This window comes from Rhodococcus sp. NFXS4 (assembly GCF_058139645.1).
In genome coordinates, this window is sequence record NZ_CP192221.1 from 2,423,065 (window position 1) to 2,441,529 (window position 18,465).

An 18,465-nucleotide genomic window follows, 5' to 3' on the forward strand; every position below is an offset into this window, starting at 1 on the left:
GGGTCCGCAAACCGAGAAGTTGGTAAGTCTCACCCATCCACGGCGGGTGGATGAGCGAATGCCACATACAGCTCAGTACAGAGTGCGACCACGGTCGGGGACACCGGAAGTCACACACAGCACGCAGACGTGCGGCCGAATCGGCCGCGGCGTCGATGCTTTCTGCGTCCGTTCGGTGGAAGTGTGCGTCGTCTCGCACAGCCCGGGGAGCAGGACCGCTCCTCGGCCACGGGACCGACGAGGAGGAGCGAACGATGACGACGTCGGACAGCGCACCGAGAACCACCGAACCGGCCGACACGACACCTACCGTGAACCGGACAGCGTCCGATCCCTTCCCGCTCTCCCCGGCGCAGGCCAGCCTGTGGTTCGCCCAGAAGCTCGCTCCCGAGGTTCCCCTCACCGTCGCGCAGTACGTCGACGTGCAGGGTGACCTCGACATCGACCTGCTCGAGCGCGTGGGTGCCCGCGCGGCCGCGGAACTCCAGTCCGGCGAGATCAGGCTCGTGGAGATCGACGGTCAGCCGTATCAGGTCGTCGACCCGGCAGCCACCGTGCGCACCACTCGGCTCGACGTCCGGTCCGAGGCGGACCCGATCGCCGCGGCCCTGGCCTGGATGCAGAAGGAGATGCGCTCCCCGGTCGATCTGGACCGCGATCCGCTGACCGTCAACGTCGTCTTCCGCGTCGAGGACCACCGCTACTTCTGGTACACCCGCATGCACCACATCGCCGGTGACGGATACGGCGCCGTCACCGCCATGAAGCGCGTCGCCGAGCTGTACACCAACGAGCAGGCCGGTGTTCCCACCCCGGACAGTAAAGCCGGCGACCTGGCCACGCTCTACGCGGCAGAACGCGCGTACCGCACCTCCACCAGGTTCGAGACCGACCGCGCCTTCTGGCAGGACACGCTCCAGGGTCTGCCGGACACCTTCTCCCTCGCCGATCGCACCGCCCCGGCCGCGCCGAGTCGCCTGCGACTCAACGGTGTCACCGACGAGACCGTCGGCGACATGCTCACCTCCGCGGAGGAGCGATTCGACGCCAGTGCCGCTGCCGTCGTGGCCGCGTCCTTCGCCGCCTACCTGCACCGGGTCACCGGGCGCGCCGACGTCGTCATGAGTCTGCCGGTGTCCGTCCGCACCACCGCGGCGCTGCGCCGCTCGGGCGGCATGGTGTCCAACGTCGTACCGATCCGCGTGCACATCTCGCCCGACATGAACATCGGCGACCTGGTGTCGTCGGTGACCCTCGAGATCACCGGTGCGCTGCGCCACCAGAAGTATCGCCACGAGGACATCCGCCGCGACCACGGCAGCTCGACCATGCACCGCGGGTTCTTCGGACCCATGGTGAACATCATGCTGTTCGACTGGACCGTCGGTCTGGGCGATCTGGTGGGCCGGCTGCACCTGCTCTCCAGCGGTCCCATCGAGGACTTCACCTTCAACGTCTACAACAGCGGCGGCAACTCGCTGAACATCGACTTCGAGGGCAACCCGTCGCTGTACGACGAGGACACCCTCGCCGCCCATCATCGGCGGTTCCTCGCCTTCTTCGAGAACTTCCTGGGACGCGGGGCACGAACTCGCGTCTCCGGTCTCGACGTCGTGCTGCCCGACGAGTACGACCGTGTGGTCACCGAGTTCAACGACACAGCCGTGAGCGTTCCGCGGACCACGCTGCCCGCGCTGTTCGACGCACAGGTGCGGCGCACCCCGGACGCGACGGCCCTGGAGTTCGCCGGCACCGCACTGACGTACGCGGAACTCGATCGTCGCTCGTCCCGCCTGGCGCGGGCGTTGATCGCCCGCGGCGTCGGACCCGACGTGCTCGTGGGCCTGGCCATGCAGCGCTCGCTCGACCTCGTCGTCGCGATGTACGCGATCGAGAAGGCCGGCGGCGCCTACGTACCGCTCGACCCCGATCATCCCGCCGAGCGTCTCGGCCACGTCCTCGACACCGCCCGGCCCGCGTGCGTGCTGACGGTGTCCACGCAGGGTGTCGTCCTGCCCGACACCGCTGCGCGCGTCGACGTCGACACGCTCGATCTCGCCGGACTCGCCGACACACCGGTCGGCGACAGTGAACGCACGGCGACTCTGCGACCCGATTCGCTGGCGTACGTGATCTTCACGTCGGGTTCCACGGGCCGCCCCAAGGGTGTCGGGGTGTCGCACCAGGCGATCGTCAACCGATTGCTGTGGATGCAGAACGAGTACTACCTCGGCGCCGACGACGCCGTGTTGCAGAAGACTCCGGCGACGTTCGACGTCTCGGTGTGGGAGTTCTTCTGGCCGCTCCAGGTCGGCGCCCGCCTGGTGATCGCGGAGCCCGACGGGCATCGCGACCCGCGCTACCTCGCCTCGATCATCGCCGGATCAGGCGTCACCACGGCACATTTCGTGCCCTCGATGCTCAGCGCCTTCGTCGCTGAACTGCGCGCGTCCGACGCCCGGCTCGGTGACCTGCGTCAGGTGTTCTGCAGCGGTGAGGCACTGCCCGCGGAGACGGCATCGGCATTCCGCTCGCTCACCGGGTCCGCGCTGCACAACCTCTACGGGCCGACCGAGGCCGCCGTCGACGTCACCTACTGGAAAGTGACCGACGCCGACGCCGTCACGGTGCCGATCGGACGGCCGGTGTGGAACACCGCGTTGCAGATCCTCGACGCCCGGCTCGAGCCGGTTCCGGTGGGAACGGCGGGCGAGCTCTACCTCGCGGGCGACCAGCTCGCCCGTGGCTACGTCGGTCGGCCCGATCTGAGCGCCGACCGGTTCGTCGCCGACCCGCTGTCGGCGCACGGCACCCGCATGTACCGCACCGGCGACCTGGCGCGTTGGCGGGCCGACGGCGCCGTCGAGTACCTGGGCCGCACCGACTTCCAGGTCAAGATCCGCGGACTGCGGATCGAGCTCGGCGACGTCGAGGCGGCTCTGGTCGCGCATCCCGCCGTGCACCACGCGGTGGCCGTGGCCCACGTCGACGAGCGCGGCGAGACCACGCTCGTCGCGTACGTCGCACCCGAGCCCGGCACCGACGCGGCGAGCGTCGAGGTCCGCGCTGTCGCCGCGACCGTCGCCGACCGCCTCCCGTCCTACATGGTGCCGTCGCTGGTGATCGTTCTCGACGCACTTCCGTTGAGCGCCAACGGCAAGGTCGACCGCAAGGCACTGCCGGAACCGGTGCGCCGCCGGGCCGACGTGCCCTCGGTCCCGCCGCGCACAGAGGTCGAGCGACGCATCGCCGAGACCATCGCCGACGTGCTGGACGTCCCCGCTCCCGGTGTCCACGACAGCTTCTTCGAGATCGGCGGCAACTCGCTGCTGGCCACGCGCGTGGTCTCCCGCATCAGCGCCGAGCTCGGTGCCGACGTGGGCATCAAGGACCTCTTCGAGGCGCCGACCGTGGCACGTCTGGCGGATCGCGTCGCCCATGCGCCCGTGGTCACCACCGGGCCGCCGCTGGTCGCAGGACCTCGCCCGGATCGCATTCCCCTCTCGCTCGCCCAACAGCGACTGTGGTTCCTGAACCGGTTCGACTCGGCGTCCCCGGCGTACAACATGCCGTTCGCCATCACGTTGCACGGCGACCTCGACGCGGACGCTCTGAGTGTCGCGCTCGCCGACGTCCTGGAGCGCCACGAGACGCTGCGCACCGTGTATCCCGACTCCGCCGACGGTCCGCACCAGGTGGTGCAGGACCCCGCGCACCACGACCTCGCGCCGATCGACACCGACGACTCGGCGCTGGCCGACACCGTGCGGGAGTTCGCGTCTCACGGATTCGACGTCACGCGGGAGCACCCGGTCCGTGTCCGCCTGTTCCGCACCTCGCCGACGTCGCACACGCTGGCCGTGGTGCTGCACCACATCGCGTCGGACGGGTTCTCCTTCGGCCCCCTCGCGACCGGTGTCATGACCGCCTACGCTGCGCGGACGCAGGGGAGTGCGCCGCTGTGGGCACCGCTCGACGTGCAGTACGCGGACTTCACGCTCTGGCAGCACGCCGCACTCGGAGACGAGAACGATCCGACCTCGATCCTGCGCAGTCAGATCGACTACTGGACCGCGCGGTTGGACGGCCTGCCCGACACGCTCGAGCTGCCGACGGATCGCCCCCGTCCCGCTGCACCGTCGCACCGCGGCGGCGCCCACGACTTCCACATCGACGCCGATCTGCACCAGCAGCTCCTCGTGCTCGCATCGGACACCTCGGCCAGCCTGTTCATGGTGTTGCACGCGGCACTGTCCGCGCTGCTGGGACGGCTCGCGGACTCGGACGACGTCGCGATCGGGTCGCCCATCGCCGGTCGCGGCCACCGCGCGCTCGACGGACTCGTCGGCATGTTCGTCAACACACTGGTGCTGCGGTCGACGCCCGCGCCGCACGTCCCGTTCACCGACCTCCTCCGCGAGGTACGCGATCACGACCTCGAGGCGTTCGCCCGCGCGGACGTCCCGTTCGAGCGTGTCGTCGACGCGGTGGCACCGGAACGCTCGACGTCGCGCCACCCGCTGTTCCAGGTCGTTCTCTCCTTCGAGAACCTCGCGCCGGTCCGCGTCGAGATGGCCGGACTGGATGTCGAGGTCGCCGAAATCGACTCCCGCACAGCCAAGTTCGACCTCACACTGCAGCTCTCGGAGCGCACCACGGTCGACGGTCGGCCCGACGGGGTCGATGCGCGCCTGGGCTACGCCCGCGATCTGTTCGACGACGCGACAGCCGCGACGATGGCGCAGCGACTGGTGTCCGTCATGCGATCGGTCGCGGTGGATCCCACCCGAGCGATCGGCGACATCGACCTGTCCACGTCCACCGACGCTCCTGCCGTCCTCGTGGGCGCGGCAGCCGGGCCCACCTCGTCGCTCGCCGACATCCTCGTCTCGGCCGCGCGGCGCGATCCGTCCGCCACCGCCGTCGTCACGGCGGACGGCTCCGTCACGTACGGCGAACTCGACGACGCGTCGGACCTGCTGGCGCACGCGTTGATCGCCGAGGGAGTCGGCCCGGAATCGATCGTGCCCGTGTGTCTCGAGCGCTCGATCGACTCGATCGTCGCGACCTGGGCCGTGACGAAGACCGGCGCCGCCTTCCTCCCGGTGGATCCGCGCTACCCGGCGGACCGCATCGAGCGCATGGTCACCGACGTCGCCGCGTCCCTCGGCATCGCTGCCGCGGGAGCCGCACTGCCCGTTGCGGTCCGGTGGGTCACCGTCGATCACCGATCCGACGAGTCCTCGGCGGCACTGCCCGTACGGGTGCGCCCGGAGAACCCGGCCTACCTCATCTTCACGTCCGGATCCACGGGCACCCCCAAGGCGGTCGTGGTGCCGCACCGCGGCCTCGCCGACTTCGCCCGCGAGCAGGTGGCGACCTACCGAGTCGGACCGCGATCGCGCACACTGCATTTCGCCTCGCCGAGTTTCGACGCCTCGATCCTGGAACTGCTCATGGGATTCGCCGCGGGCGCGACCGTCGTGGTCGCCGGTACCGACGTCTACGGCGGCGACCGCCTCACCGCACTGCTGCGTGATCAGCGGGTGACCCACGCCTTCGTCACCCCTGCTGCTCTCGAGACGGTGGACCCTGCGGACCTCGACGCTCTGACCTTCGTCGGGGTCGGCGGCGACGTCTGCAGTCCCGCCCTCGTCGAACGGTGGGCGCCCGGCCGCCGCATGCTCAACCTGTACGGGCCGTCCGAGGCCACTGTCGTCGCGACCCTGACACCGCCGATGGCACCCGGTTCGCCCGTCACCATCGGCGCCCCGCGCCGCGGTGTCGACGTGCGGGTGCTCGATCGTCGTCTGCGCCCGGTGGTCCCCGGAGTTCCCGGCGAGCTCTACCTGTCCGGGCCGGCGCTGGCCCGCGGGTACCTCGGGCGCCTGCCGCTGACCTCCACCCGCTTCGTCGCCGATCCGTTCGGCACGCCGGGTGACCGTATGTACCGCACCGGCGACGTCGTCGCCGCCGTGACCACCACCGCGGGAACCGAACTGGTGTTCCGCGGCCGAGCCGACGACCAGGTCAAGGTGCGGGGTCACCGCATCGAACTCGCCGAGATCGACGCGGTGCTCCAGCGTCATCCGTCGGTCACGTTCTCCGTCACGAGCGTGCAGAACGCGGGCCGGGCCGACGCCCGCCTGGTCTCGCACCTCACGCTCGCGCCGGGCGCCGCCGGAACCGAGCCGGTGCTCGAGCACGCCCGCCGCACCCTGCCCGGGTACATGGTGCCGTCCGCGGTGGTCGTGCTCGACGAGGTGCCCCTCACCCCGTCGGGCAAGCTCGATCGCCGCGCGCTGCCGATGCCCACACCGGAGACGACGGAGGCGGCGTATCGCGAGCCCCGCACCGAGACCGAGTGGACCGTCGCCCGCGTGTTCGCGGACGTCCTGACGGTGCCCCGGGTCGGTCTGGACGACAGCTTCTTCGACGCCGGTGGCAACTCGTTGATGGCGACCCGTGTCACGAGTGCGATCGGCGCCGCGCTGAGCCGTGAGGTGGAGGTGCGCACTCTCTTCGAGGCCCCGACCGTCGCGGCGCTCGCGGCTCACCTCGACGCCGACAGCGGTGCGGCGTCGCGGATCCCGCTCGTCGCGATTCCGGCGGCGAGCCGTCCTGACCGGATCCCGCTGTCGTCGCCGCAGCAACGGCTGTGGTTCCTCAACCGCTTCGACCCCACCTCCGACGCCTACAACATCTCGTTCTCGGTGCACCTGGACGGCGTCCTCGACGCCCCCGCGATGGCACTGGCGTTGGCCGACGTGGTGGAACGGCACGAGAGCCTGCGGACCGTGTTCCCCGAGAGCGATCACGGACCGCACCAGGTCGTCGCACCGGCAGCACCCGCACCGCTCACGACGACCGTCGTGGACCGCGGCGACGTCGCGGACGCGCTGACCCGGTTCGCCCGTCGCGGGTTCGATCTCACGGTCGAGACCCCGCTGCGCACCACACTTCTGTCGATCTCCGAGACGGAGCACGTGCTCGGTCTCGTCGTACACCACATCGCCGCGGACGGGTGGTCCCTCGGACCGCTGACCCGCGACGTCATGGTCGCCTACGCTGCCCGCACCCGCGGAGCTGCCCCGCAGTGGACCCCACTTCCTGTGCAGTACAGCGACTTCACCCTGTGGCAGCGAGCCGTGCTCGGAGAAGAGGCCGACCCGGAGAGCCGGGCACACCGCGAACTCTCCTTCTGGACCGACACTCTCGCCGATCTTCCGGACGAGTGCACCCTGCCCGGCGATCGCGTCCGCCCGGCGGCGCCGTCCCACCGGGCCGGCGTCCACGAGTTCGCCGTCGATCCGGCTGTGATGACCGCCCTGTCGGCCGTCGCCGAGCGCCGGGGCGGCACCACGTTCATGGCGATGCACGCCGCACTCGCGGTCACGCTCGCTCGGCTCGCCGACACCCGGGACGTGGTGATCGGCACCCCGATCGCCGGCCGACGCGATCGCGCACTGGACGAGCTGGTCGGCATGTTCGTCGGCACCCTGGTCCTGCGATCCGACGTGGCGCCCTCCGACACCTTCGCCGACCTTCTCGGCCGGGTCCGCAGCACCGATCTCGACGCGTTCGCCCACGCGGACCTGCCGTTCGAGCGTCTGGTCGACGCTCTGTCGCCGTCGCGGACGGCCGGTCGGCACCCGCTCGTGCAGGTCGTGCTGGCCTTCCAGTCCGACGGTGTCACCAGCGGCGAACTCGGCGGTCTCACCGTCACCGCGTCGGAGATCGACCTGCAGCGCAGCAAGTTCGACGTCGAGCTCGCCGTCACGGAGAGCACCGACGCCGACGGTGAGCGGTCGTGGCGGTTCCGCGTCACCTACACGCGCGATCTCTACGACGAGAGCACCATCGCCGCCTTCGCGGACCGTGTCAGCGCCGTGCTCACCACGGTGGCCCGAGACCCGTCGGTGACCGTGGGCGACATCGAACTCCTGTCCCATCAGGAGTCCCGCGAGCTGACGACACGGGCCGGCGAGCGTCCCGGCGCACCGGTACTGCTGCCCGACCTGTGGGCCGCCGTCGCGCGGGAGAACGCGAACACCACTGCGCTGGTGCATGATCCGTCCCACGGCGTCGACGTCACGGCTCGGCGGTCGCGCACGTACGCCGAGCTCGATGCCGACGCCACCCGTCTCGCCCGGGTCCTGCTCGAACGCGGAGCCGGACCCGAGCGCGTCGTCGCCCTGGCGCTCACCCGGTCGGCGGAGTCCGTCGCGGCGATGCTCGCCGTGGCGATGACAGGCGCGGCCTGGGTCCCCGTCGATCCGCGCTACCCGGCGGACCGCATCGACCACATGCTCACCGACAGCGGGGCCGATCTCGGTGTCTGCACCGTGGCCGACCGCCCGGCGGCAGGACGGGACGTCGACTGGATCGTGCTCGACGACCCGGCCACCGTCGCCGACATCGCGACCCGGTCGACGGAACCCGTCACCGACCGTGACCGGACGTCCACGCTGCGTGTCGACCATCCGGCCTACGTCATCTACACCTCCGGATCGACGGGACTGCCCAAGGGCGTCGCCGTGACGCACTCGGGACTCTCCTCGTTCGCGGAGGTGCAGCGCACGACGTTCGGCATCACCGGAACATCGCGGACCCTGCACTTCGCCTCGCCGAGCTTCGACGCGTCGGTGCTCGAGATCCTGATGGCGATGGGCGTCGGCTCCACCGTCGTCGTCGCCCCGAGCGACGTCTACGGCGGCGCGGAACTGGCCGAACTGATCGACCGCGAGTCGGTCTCGCACGCCTTCGTCACCCCGGCCGCGCTCGCGACCGTCGACGTCGCCGCCGGATCACTGCCGAGTCTCACCACCGTGGTGGTGGGCGGCGACACGTGCTCCGCGGACCTGGTGCGGCGCTGGTCGGTCGGACGTTCGCTGTACAACGGGTACGGCCCGACGGAGGCGACCATCGTCGCCGCCATCGCGGAACTGCGTGCCGACGAACCGGTCACCATCGGTACGCCCATCGCCGGAGTTCGCGCCGTGGTGCTCGACGCGCGTCTGCATCCGGTGCCGGTCGGCGTCACGGGTGAGCTGTACCTGTCGGGTGTCGGCGTCGCTCGCGGCTACCTCGACCGCGCGGGACTGACGGCGGGCCGGTTCGTGGCCGATCCGTACGGCACAGCGGGGGAGCGGATGTACCGCACCGGCGATGTCGTGCGGTGGACTGCGGACGGCCGGCTCGACTACGTCGGACGCTCGGACACCCAGGTCAAGATCCGCGGATTCCGCATCGAGCTCGGTGAGATCGACGCCGCACTGACGAGGGACCCGTCCGTCGGCTTCGCGCACACTCTGGTGCACACCGATGCCTCCGGTCGCGCCTCGCTGGCGTCCTACGTCGTCGCCGCCACCGGACACGACATCGATGTCGACGCGGTCACGGGCGGCGTCCGCTCCGTTCTGCCCGGCCATATGGTGCCGGCATCGATGACGGTTCTCGAGCGCATCCCTCTCACTCCCGTCGGCAAGCTGGACGTGCGGGCGCTTCCCGCCCCGGTCGTCGTGGCCGTCGACCGCACTCACGACGCGCCGGCCTCCGAGACCGAGCGGACCGTCGCCGAGACCGTGGCGACAGTGCTGGACCTCGACGTCGAGGTCGGACGCGACGACAGCTTCTTCGCACTCGGTGGCAACTCCCTGTTGGCCACACAGGTCGCGTCCCGCCTGGGTTCCACTCGCGGCGTTCGGGTTCCGGTCCGGGCACTCTTCGAGCACCCGACGGTCGCAGCCCTCGCCGCGCACATCGACGGGCTCGCCGAGTCCGCCGGCCCCGCTCTCGAGGCACGGCCTCGACCCGACCGGATCCCGCTGTCCTCGGCGCAGCAACGCCTGTGGTTCCTCAACAGGTTCGACCGGGCGTCGGGGGCGTACAACGTGCCCTTCGCGGTGCGCCTGACGGGACCGCTCGACATCGCCGCGCTGGAGGCCGCGCTGCGCGACCTCGTCGACCGCCACGAGGTGCTCCGGACCGTGTACCCGGACTCGCCCGAGGGCCCGCACCAGGTGATCCTGCCTGCGCACGAGGTGCCGGTGGCGCTGGAGCCCGTCGTGACCGAGCCCTCCGCGGTGACGGCCGCGATCGTCACGAGCGCGGCCCGCGGGTTCGACGTGACCACGCAGGCGCCCCTGCGGGTGGACCTGCTCGAGGTGGCGGCCGGGGACGAGCACGTCCTCGTCGTCACGCTGCACCACATCGCCGCGGACGGCTGGTCGCTGGCGCCGCTCGCCGCCGACCTGCTCACCGCCTACACCGCGCGGTCCACCGGCACGGCACCCGCGACGGAGCCACTGCCGGTGCAGTACGCGGACTACACGCTGTGGCAGCGTGACCGGCTCGGCTCCGAGGACGACCCGTCGAGCCTCGTCTCGTCGCAACTGGCGTACTGGACGGCGGCGTTGACCGGAGCTCCCGACCGTATCGACATCCCCACCGACCGTCCGCGGCCGAGCGTGCCGTCTCACCGGGGCGGGGTGGTCACCACCACGGTGGGTGTCGACACGCACCGGCGGCTCGTCGACCTTGCGCGGCGGGAGAACGCGACGCTGTTCATGGCCGTCCACACCGCCCTCGCCGTCGTGCTCGGCCGTCTCGCCGGCCGCTTCGACACGTCCGTCGGTACCGCGGTCGCCGGCCGCGGCGACCAGGCACTGGACGCGCTGGTCGGAATGTTCGTCAACACGCTGGTCCTGCGCACGCGGGTCTCGCCGACCGCGTCGCTGACCGAGGCGTTGCAGCACGTGCGCGCGGTCGATCTGGACGCGTTCGCGCACCCCGACGTTCCGTTCGAACGTCTGGTGGACGTGCTGCACCCGCAGCGCAGCACGAGCCATCACCCGTTGTTCCAGATCATGTTGTCGTTGCAGGACGACGTTCCGACGACTGCCCGCATGGGCGAGGTGACCGTCGACGCGGCCGAGGTGGACGTCGCCGTCGCCAAGTTCGACATCCAGTTCACGGTCACCGACCGGCGCACCGACGACCGGGAGCCGGCGGGGCTGACCGTCACCGCCGACTACGCGACCGATCTGTTCGACGCCGCCACCGTGAGCACCATGCTCGATCGTCTGGTGGGCGTGTTGGGCGTCCTGGCCACCGAACCCGACCGCAGCGTCGGCAGCGTCGAGATGTTGACCTCGCAGGAGCGAGCCCATCTGGTGCCCGTGCACGGCGGCGAGACCGATCCCGATCCGTCGCTGACCCTGTCCGAGGTGTTCGAGCAGACCGCACGTCGGGTTCCCGACCGCATCGCGGCGGAGTACCTCGGCGCCCACATCACCTACGGCGAGCTCGACCGACGTTCGACCACGGTGGCCCGAGCTCTCGTCCGGCGCGGTGTCGGACCGGAATCACTGGTGGCCCTGGGCTTCACGCGATCCTTCGACTCCCTCGTCGCGGTCCTGGCCGTCGCGAAGGCCGGCGGCGCCTTCGTCCCGGTCGACCCGCACTACCCGGCCGACCGCGTCCGTCACATGCTGACGGACTCGGCGACCACGTGGGGACTGACGACCGCGGAGCACCTGGCGGCCGTGGACGGAGTCTCGTCGACACGGTGGCTCGTGCTCGACGACGCGGACACCCTGGCCGAGCTGGCTCGTACGTCCGACGAACCCCTGACGCCCGCAGAGCTTCTCGGACCCATCGCTCTCGTGCACCCCGCGTACGTCATCTACACCTCGGGGTCGACCGGGACACCGAAGGGCGTCGTCGTCACCCACGCCGGCCTGTCGAACTTCGCCGGCGAGCTGCGCGATCGATTCGAGGTCGACGACACGGCGCGCGTGCTGCACTTCGCGACACCGAGTTTCGACGCCGCCGTCATGGACCAGCTGTTCGCGTACGGATCCGGCGCGACACTCGTCGTGTCACCGCCCGGGGTCTACGGCGGCCGCGAACTGGGCGACCTGTTGGGATCGGAACGCATCACGCACGCCTTCATCACGACCGCGGCATTGTCGACCGCGGACCCGGCGAGCGCGACGTCGTTGCGACACATCCTCGTCGGCGGCGAGGCGTGCCCACCGGAACTGGTCGAGCGCTGGGCTCCGGGACGCTCGCTGTACAACGTGTACGGGCCGACGGAGACGACCATCGTCACGACGATGAGTGCGCCGATGGTGCCCAAGGGTCCGGTCACGATCGGTGGACCGATCCGCGGTGTCGCGGCGCAGGTCCTCGACCGCCAGCTGCAACCGGTGCCGTTCGGCGTCGTCGGCGAGCTGTACCTCGCCGGACCGGAACTCGCTCGCGGCTACCTCGGGCGGACGGCGTTGACGTCGTCGCGGTTCGTCGCCGATCCGCACGGCAAGCCGGGTGAGCGCCTCTACCGCACCGGTGACCTGGTGCGCTGGCGCGAGTCCGCCGACGGCGACCCGACCCTGTCCTACGTGGGCCGGACCGATCATCAGGTCAAGATCCGCGGGTTCCGCATCGAGCTGGGTGAGATCGACGCCGCGTTCGACGTGCACGACGGCGTGGACTTCGCGACCACGATGGGCCACGTCCTGCCCTCGGGGGACACCGTGCTGGTGTCCTACGTCCTGCCGCACCGGGAGTCGTCGGTCGACACGGCGTCGTTGCGTCGCCATCTGCAGGAGCGACTGCCCGGCTACATGGTGCCGCAGTCGATCATGCTGCTGGACGAGCTGCCGCTGACCTCCGTCGGCAAACTCGATCGGCGAGCGCTGCCCGCTCCGGAGTTCGCCGTCACCGGCGAGCATCGCGATCCGGGCACCGCGACCGAGCGCGCCGTCTGCGCTGTCTACGAGGAGATCCTGGGGGTGGCCGGAGTCGGACTCGACGACAGCTTCTTCGAACTCGGCGGCACGTCGCTGGTGGGGACGCGCGTGGTCGCTCGACTCGAAGAGACCCTCGGCACGGCGGTTCCGATGCAATGGTTGTTCACCGACTCCACGCCGGCAGCTCTCGCCGCGCGCATCGACGACACCGCGCATCTGTCGGCGGACGAGGTCGCGGCGACGGCCACGGCGTCACTGGACATGCTGCTGCCGCTGCGCCCGCAGGGTTCCGCGTCACCGGTGTTCTGCATTCATCCGGCGTTCGGACTGTCCTGGAGTTACAGCGGTCTGCTCGCCCACCTCGACTCGAATCAGCCGGTGTACGGCCTGCAGTCACCCGTCGTCTCGGGACGCACCGAGGAGTTCGACACGGTCGAGGAGCTGGCCCGGTACTACGTTCGCGAGATCCGGTCGATCCAGCCGCACGGTCCATACCACCTGCTGGGCTGGTCGCTCGGAGGCCTCATCGCCCACGCGATGACCGTCGAGCTGCAGCGGGTGGGGGAGAGCGTCGCGACGCTGACCATGCTCGACAGCTACGTGCTCGCCGACGAGTACCTCGAGTCGACACCGTCGGTGCGGGATCTCATCGAGGAGTTCACCGGCCACGAGTTGCCGGCAGGCGTGGAACCGACGGTCGCGGAGGCGGCGGCCGCGCTGCGGTCCGAGGGTGGTCCGATGGCGGCGATGACCGTCGACACCCTCGAGCGGCTGTACGCGGGCTACGTGAACGGGACCTCGCTGGCGCACGGGTACTCACCGGGCGTCGTGGACTGCGACGTGCTGTTCTTCACGGCGACCGAGGACGAGGTGAATCGGAACGACGTACGGCGGACCGCCTCGGCCTGGCGTCGACACGTCCGCGGTGCCATCCACGATCACGCGGTGCCGGTCGCACACTCCGCGATGACCGATCCGCAGGCACTCGCGATCATCGGACCGATCGTCGCGCAGCACCTGCGCTGATCTCGGACGGACCCGAGACACACCGAGGGCCCCGGAGCAGATGCTCCGGGGCCCTCGGTGACGACAGGGGAGAGGCGGTCAGACTCCGGCGCCGCGACGCTTCGCCTTGAGCAGATCCATCCGCTCCTTGAGCAGTTCCTCGAGCTCCTCCACCGAACGCCGCTCGAGCAGCATGTCCCAGTGGGTGCGCGGGGGCTTGACCTTCTTGGCCTCGGGCGCGGTGCCCTCGATCAGACTGCCCTCGAGACCGTTGCGGCAGAGCCAGGTGCCGGGCAGCTCGGCGTCGTCGGCGAAGGGAACGTCGAACTCCTCGCCGTTGTCCGTCCGGTATCGAGCCATGCGCCGGGGCGCGAGGTCGTGGTCGCGATCGGTCTCGTAGCTCACCGCTCCGAGTCGACTACCTCGTAGAACGCGATCTGCCATGGTGGAGTCCTCTCTCGATCGTGGTACGCATGTCGCGTCCGTCGAATTCAACGCGCGTGGTGCGCGGAACGTTCCCGCACGCGAACACCCCATTCTAACCGGTGATGCGGCAGGGTCCGCGCACGTCGGTATCGTCGGGTCGATGCGGGGTGAATCCGGGACTGTGGACGGTGGGATCGGTCGGTCCCGCGCACGGCGCCCGAGCACGTGTCTGTGGTGCGGTCGGCCGGTGGTCGAGGGCGCTGCGGGCCGGCGCCGACGGTACTGCCGTCAGTCCTGCCGTCAGCGCGCCTACGAACAGCGGACGTCGCTGAAGGACACCGTCGTCGCGGACGACGCCGTGGTGCTCACGGAGGCCGAGGCCGGTGCCGCCGCCGATCGCGCGTTCAGAGTCCGGTGCGCCGCCGAAGACGTGGCCACGGCCGTCGCGGAGGGCGCCGACGCGGCCGAACTCGCCGAGCTCTGCGACCGGTTGGTCACCCTGGCCAAGGACGCGGAACGACTGCGCTGATCCTGATCAGACACCCAGGTCGCTCGGGTGGTAGCCCTGCGGGTACCCGGGGTACGTCCGGTTGCGCGGATCCTGCGCCGACCGCGATGCCGTCCGCTTGGGCAGCAGACGCTCCACGCGGCCTCGGGCCTGCAGCGCCGACTCGAGCGCCGGGCGCACGGCGGGGACCGGGTCGCCGAACCCGAAGGCGCGGGTCATGTCCTGATCGATCATCGACAGCACGGCGCCGCGCACCGCGGAGCGGACCGGGCGCGGGTACCACGACGCCAGCAGGTCGCGGGTGTACTCGCCGATGGCCCTGTTGTCGTCGGAGTAGACGAACCGCTCGCGCTCGTACCGCACCTTGAAGGCGTGGAAGTCGGCTGTCGACGCGGGAATGTCCCGGATGCCCATCCGGATCCCGACCTCGCGGTAGAACGCGACGCTCGCGATCCGTTCGTGCGGATGCAGGCGCCGCCACCCGTAGCGGTCGATCCAGTCCAGCGGATCGAACGCGAAGGTGGAGAGCACGTACAGCATGTCGTCGTTCGAGATGTCGTAGCGCGCGTGCATGCGGTTGACCGCGCGGAGCGACGCGCGCCCGCGCTCGGAGTCGTACCCGTGTTCCACGAGTTCCGACATGAGCAGCGCGGTGTCGTCGTACCGCTTCTGGGGGCGGTGCTCGAACTCTCCCGTCCTGCGGAGCAACGCCGAGATGGTGGGCACGCAGTACGTGCGGAACAGCGCGAACTCCAACGCGCGCTGGTAGTCCCAGGGAAACTCGCAGCCCGCCGTGATCTTGAGGACGGTGGCCGCGTCCGCCACCGGATCCAGCTCGTCGATCACCCGCACCCACCCGAACCGCCCGAAGCGCGGTCGGGGGAGGGTGGTCATCGCCCGTAGACCTTGGTCAGCAACAGGCGCGCGACCGCGACGTCGCGCCGCTTGCGCGTCATCGTCACCAGGCCCAGCGGGGCGGCGAAGCGTTGCTTCGTCACCGACTTCACCCGGGAGAACTCCCGCAACCCGTCGGCGCCGTGGATCCGTCCGAAGCCCGAGTCGCCGACTCCGCCGAACGGCAGCGCGCCCACCGCTGCGAAGCCCAGCACGGAGTTGACCGTCACCACTCCGACGCGGAGCCGGTCCGCCGCCCGCTCGGCCGCGGCCTTCGACGCGGTGAAGACCGACGCGCCCAGCCCGTACTTCGAGGCGTTGGCCCGCTCGATGCCCTCGTCGAGATCACGGACGCGGTTGACCACCACGGTCGGACCGAACGTCTCCTCGGCGACGGCCGAGCTGTCCTCCGGCACGTCGAGCAGCACGATGGGATCGACGTACGGCGCCCGGACGGATTCGAGTCCGCCGACGACGGCGCGACCACCGCGCGCCAGGGCGTCCTCGACCTGGTCCCGCACGATGTCGACCTGCTTCGGCAACGTCATGCGTCCGTACTGCGCATCGTCCGCGTCGCCGACCCGGAGGTCGCGTACACGGGAGGTCAGGATGTCCACGAAACGATCGGCGACCTCCTCGACCACGTAGATGCGCTCCACACCCGCGCAGGTCTGGCCCGCGTTGCCCATGGCGCCGAACGCGGCGAAGGTCGCCGCGGCCTCGAGGTCGGCGGTGGCGTCGACGATGAGCGCGTCCTTGCCGCCGCCCTCGACCACGATCGGCGTGAGCGTCTCCGCGCACACCGCCATGACCTTCTTCGCCGTCGCGGTGGACCCGGTGAAGGCGAGCTTGTCCACTCCCGAGCGGCACAGCGCCTCACCGACCCGACCGTCGCCGGTGACGGTCTGGAGCACCTGGTGCGGCGCCGCCAGCGACGCCCAGGCGTCGGCCAGCCAGGTGCCGGTGCGGGGAGTGAGCTCGCTGGGCTTGAAGACGACGGCGTTGCCGGCGGCCATCGAGTACGCGAGCGACCCCATCGGTGTGTAGACCGGATAGTTCCACGGGCCGATCACGCCGACGACGCCCATCGGTTGATACCGCACGGAGGCAGCGTGATTGATGCTCACCAGACCCGGGAAGACGGACCGCTCCCGCAGGACACGTCGCGCGTTCTTCGCGGCCCACGTGAGATGCTCCACCGCCAGCATGACCTCGAGCAGAGCGTCGTCCTTCGGCTTGCCCGTCTCCTCGCGCACGGTGTCGACGAGCGACCCCGACGTCCGGGCGATCCTGGATCGGAACTCGAGCAGCCACCCCTTGCGATCCGTGAAATCGAGAGCGCCCCACCACAGTGCCGCGTCACGCGCGCGGGCGACGGCCGCGTGCACCTCTCCGTCGGACGGCGTCGGTGCCGCGGTGCGTTCCGGAGAGTGCTGGACCGTCATGTGTGTACCCCTCAGTCAGCCGAATGATCCACTGTGATCGGTGACACTATGGCTGATCGCCGTCCGCGACAATGACCGAGCCGACCGTGGTCGGTGACCCGAACCGACCGTCAGGCGATGTCGCACCCGTCGGTGGGTACGTCGGCGAACCGGTCCATCAGGTACGCCGCGGCCGCACCGCCGTAGCCGTCGATGATCTGCGGACCGAAGTGGTTGGGCAGCACCGCACCCGGCAGGATCGGCGGCAGCGGGTTCGACCGGAACGTCACCGACGCACCCTGGCCGCACCACTCCTCCGCCAACTCCCGCGCCTGCCCGTACGGCACCGTGTCGTCGTTGATGCCGCTGGTGATCAACACCGGGGCCGACGGCCGCAGGGTGCCGGTACGCAGCTTCTCGAAGATGGGACCGGCCTCGGGCACGGATCTCAGGTTCTCCGACATCGAGCGACCGTCCTTCGTCAGCGTCTCGGTGCGCAGGAACGGATACGTCAGGATCGTGTCGGCGATGCACTGGGTCGACAGGTCGTTCAGCACCGTCTTGCCGTGATCGGAGACGCGCTCCTCGACGCGGGCCCGCAACGACGGGTTCCGCTCGAGGACTCCGTTCAGTGCGTACCCGATGACGCCGCCGATGAGAGTGCCGTCCACCGTGTTCAGCACGTCGAGCAGGTCGGCCGTCGGTGCGCCCGCCCAGGTGCCCTTGATGTTCAGTTCCGGTGCGTAACTCGCCGCCGACTCGGCGGCGGCGGCGGTGGCGCCGCCGCCCTGCGAATAGCCCCAGAGACCGATGGGGGAGTCGGGGTCGCCTGCCAGCGCGTTCGCCGCTCGCGCGCCGTCGAGCACCGCGTGCGCCTCCTCCGGCCGGTTGACGTAGGTGTGCAACCTCGGCGTGCCGAGACCGATGTAGTCGGTCACGAAGACGCGCGCGCCCATCGACCCCCAGAGCGTCGACGACACGAGTTCCTGGTTCGCCGAGAGGGACAGCGGGTCCGTCGTGAGGTTCAGCCCGAGCGGGAACGCCCGCGACGGCGCGCACTGGTCGCCCTGCCCCACCGTCCCCGGAGCGACCACGACGGTGGGTCTGGGGCCGGCGCCGCGCCAGGGAACGGCCGAGTCGATGAACGTTCCGGTCACCGCGACGGGCTCGTCGTTCTCGGTCCGCGAGGTGTACATGACGCGCTGCGCGGTGGCGGGATAGCGACCGTCCACTCCCGGCGCAGCGAGAAAGAGCGACATCGGCTCGGTGCGCAGCACCGTGCCCGGCGCACCCGCGACGTCCGTCGGTGGGGAGTAGAAGTCGTCACCGGGGGCTGCGTCGGCGAGTGCGGGTGCGACACCGACCAACGCCACGAGCACCGCTCCGACGATCAGACTGCGTGTCAGTGTCATCGACTTCCTTCCCGCTGCGCGGACCCCCCGGCAGGCGCCCT

The 18,465-nt window shown here is 70.4% G+C and carries 6 protein-coding genes; 2 read left to right on the forward strand and 4 right to left on the reverse strand.

Annotated elements, in window-relative coordinates; translation table 11 throughout:
• The first annotated feature begins 254 nt into the window (after positions 1–254).
• Positions 255–13,781: a non-ribosomal peptide synthetase gene (locus J4E04_RS11355; RefSeq protein WP_490148637.1), complete on the forward strand. Its 13,527-nt coding sequence runs from the start codon at positions 255–257 to the stop codon at positions 13,779–13,781.
• A gap of 78 nt (positions 13,782–13,859) precedes the next feature.
• Here the strand turns inward: J4E04_RS11355 and J4E04_RS11360 are convergent, their stop codons facing one another.
• The gene (locus tag J4E04_RS11360; RefSeq protein WP_027505388.1) at positions 13,860–14,204 is read right to left on the reverse strand and encodes an RNA polymerase-binding protein RbpA; all 345 of its coding nucleotides are present in this window, start codon (positions 14,202–14,204) and stop codon (positions 13,860–13,862) included.
• 142 nt (positions 14,205–14,346) lie between these two features.
• Here J4E04_RS11360 and J4E04_RS11365 point away from each other — a divergent pair, with 142 nt between their 5' ends.
• Positions 14,347–14,715: a hypothetical protein gene (locus J4E04_RS11365; protein WP_490148638.1), complete on the forward strand. Its 369-nt coding sequence runs from the start codon at positions 14,347–14,349 to the stop codon at positions 14,713–14,715.
• 6 nt (positions 14,716–14,721) lie between these two features.
• Here the strand turns inward: J4E04_RS11365 and J4E04_RS11370 are convergent, their stop codons facing one another.
• The 3 genes from J4E04_RS11370 to J4E04_RS11380 all read right to left on the reverse strand — a co-directional run bounded on the left by J4E04_RS11370 (position 14,722) and on the right by J4E04_RS11380 (position 18,424).
• Entirely contained in the window at positions 14,722–15,588 is an 867-nt protein-coding gene (locus J4E04_RS11370) for an oxygenase MpaB family protein (RefSeq protein ID WP_222631181.1), read from the reverse strand.
• Positions 15,585–17,033: an aldehyde dehydrogenase family protein gene (locus J4E04_RS11375; RefSeq protein ID WP_056444508.1), complete on the reverse strand. Its 1,449-nt coding sequence runs from the start codon at positions 17,031–17,033 to the stop codon at positions 15,585–15,587. The genes J4E04_RS11370 and J4E04_RS11375 overlap by 4 nt, the downstream gene beginning before the upstream one ends.
• A 110-nt stretch (positions 17,034–17,143) precedes the next feature.
• Positions 17,144–18,424, reverse strand: a complete 1,281-nt coding sequence (locus tag J4E04_RS11380) for a lipase family protein (RefSeq protein ID WP_490148639.1) — start codon at positions 18,422–18,424, stop codon at positions 17,144–17,146.
• Positions 18,425–18,465: the final 41 nt, after the last annotated feature.

What these genes read in the sequence shown, in the direction of transcription:
- J4E04_RS11370 (WP_222631181.1), bottom strand. Translation starts at nt 15,588, where the DNA reads ATGACCACCCTCCCCCGACCGCGCTTCGGGCGGTTCGGGTGGGTGCGG.
- J4E04_RS11365 (WP_490148638.1), top strand. Translation starts at nt 14,347, where the DNA reads ATGCGGGGTGAATCCGGGACTGTGGACGGTGGGATCGGTCGGTCCCGC.
- J4E04_RS11360 (WP_027505388.1), bottom strand. Translation starts at nt 14,204, where the DNA reads ATGGCAGATCGCGTTCTACGAGGTAGTCGACTCGGAGCGGTGAGCTAC.
- J4E04_RS11355 (WP_490148637.1), top strand. Translation starts at nt 255, where the DNA reads ATGACGACGTCGGACAGCGCACCGAGAACCACCGAACCGGCCGACACG.
- J4E04_RS11380 (WP_490148639.1), bottom strand. Translation starts at nt 18,424, where the DNA reads ATGACACTGACACGCAGTCTGATCGTCGGAGCGGTGCTCGTGGCGTTG.
- J4E04_RS11375 (WP_056444508.1), bottom strand. Translation starts at nt 17,033, where the DNA reads ATGACGGTCCAGCACTCTCCGGAACGCACCGCGGCACCGACGCCGTCC.